The organism is Paraclostridium sp., assembly GCF_051657365.1.
Taxonomy (GTDB): Bacteria; Bacillota; Clostridia; order Peptostreptococcales; family Peptostreptococcaceae; genus Paraclostridium.
In genome coordinates this window covers 1-1,052 of record NZ_JBOFKN010000025.1, presented here as the reverse complement: position 1 = coordinate 1,052, position 1,052 = coordinate 1, and the positions used below count along the sequence as shown (strand labels likewise).

Genomic DNA, 1,052 nt, shown 5'->3' with positions numbered 1-1,052 from the left:
ATATCCTCTACGTCGATACTTAAAAATTAAATCTCCAGATATAATAGTTTTTATTCCTGTATCTAAGAATAAATTCTGTAATTTACCCAAAAGATCATTGTTAGAAACTTCAATAAAATATCCTGCATCTGCGTAATTTATAGAAGTATTTGTAGTGCATTTATATATCTTTTTATTTGCCGTATCATAATACCCTTTTCCTGCTACTTTGGTGTTTGTATTATTTAAAACTCCACCATATTCAATTCCTAATATTTCAGCTAATTTACTTCCCTCTAAAATCTCATTTTGTCCTGTACCAAAGTTCTTGTTAAATGCAGTATTTTTATTAAATGCTGGTTCCTTACCTCCTGCACTATTTAAAGCCTCTTCTGCTTTCTCCATAGTTTTTGCTACGGCCATTGATGTTGCAAGGGTTTCTGAATCTTTTAAATTTGTTGCATCTGATTTTGTTTTATTAAATCCACTATTTTTATTAAATTTATTTTCTTTTTGATTCAAACCTTCTTCTAAATCTTCAATTGTTGGATATACTAAACTTTTATCTATTGTTATTACAGCTTCTGCTTCACTTGTAACTCCTATATATAAATCTCTTGTTCTTGAAATTACATTACCTGAGTTTCCAGGAGGTATTACTTCTCCTTGTCCATCATTTACATATCCAAATAGTACAGATTGCTCTGCTCCTATTTTTGCGAATACTCCAATTTCTTTTATAGTTACTTCACTAGAAAAACTTTCATTTGTAAAACTTCCTCTTATTCTTATTGTATTTTCATTTCTTGCTATTGAGGACATATTAATTGTCATATAACTAGCTACCAAATCTGTTAAAGCTCTAGCATTGTCTAATGAACTTATATCTCCTGTACCTATTTTCATATGTGTAAATTCAATAGGTTTTACTAATTCTAATGACCTTGAAATCATCAAGGCTCCAGCCGAGGTTAAAATAACTCCTCCTGTTGCTAACATCTTTCCACCTACCCTATAAATTTATTTATTACTTTTTTGTGATCATGTATTCCATTTATAAAATTAACTAAAGA

Annotated in this window: 1 protein-coding gene; it reads right to left on the bottom strand. The window is 29.5% G+C overall.

Features of this window, described 5'->3' with window-relative positions; genetic code table 11:
- The coding region (locus tag ACRCYC_RS01645) for a hypothetical protein (protein WP_438617455.1) at window positions 1-978 on the bottom strand (978 nt) is incomplete at its 3' end.
- Between the last annotated feature and the right edge of the window lie 74 nt (window positions 979-1,052).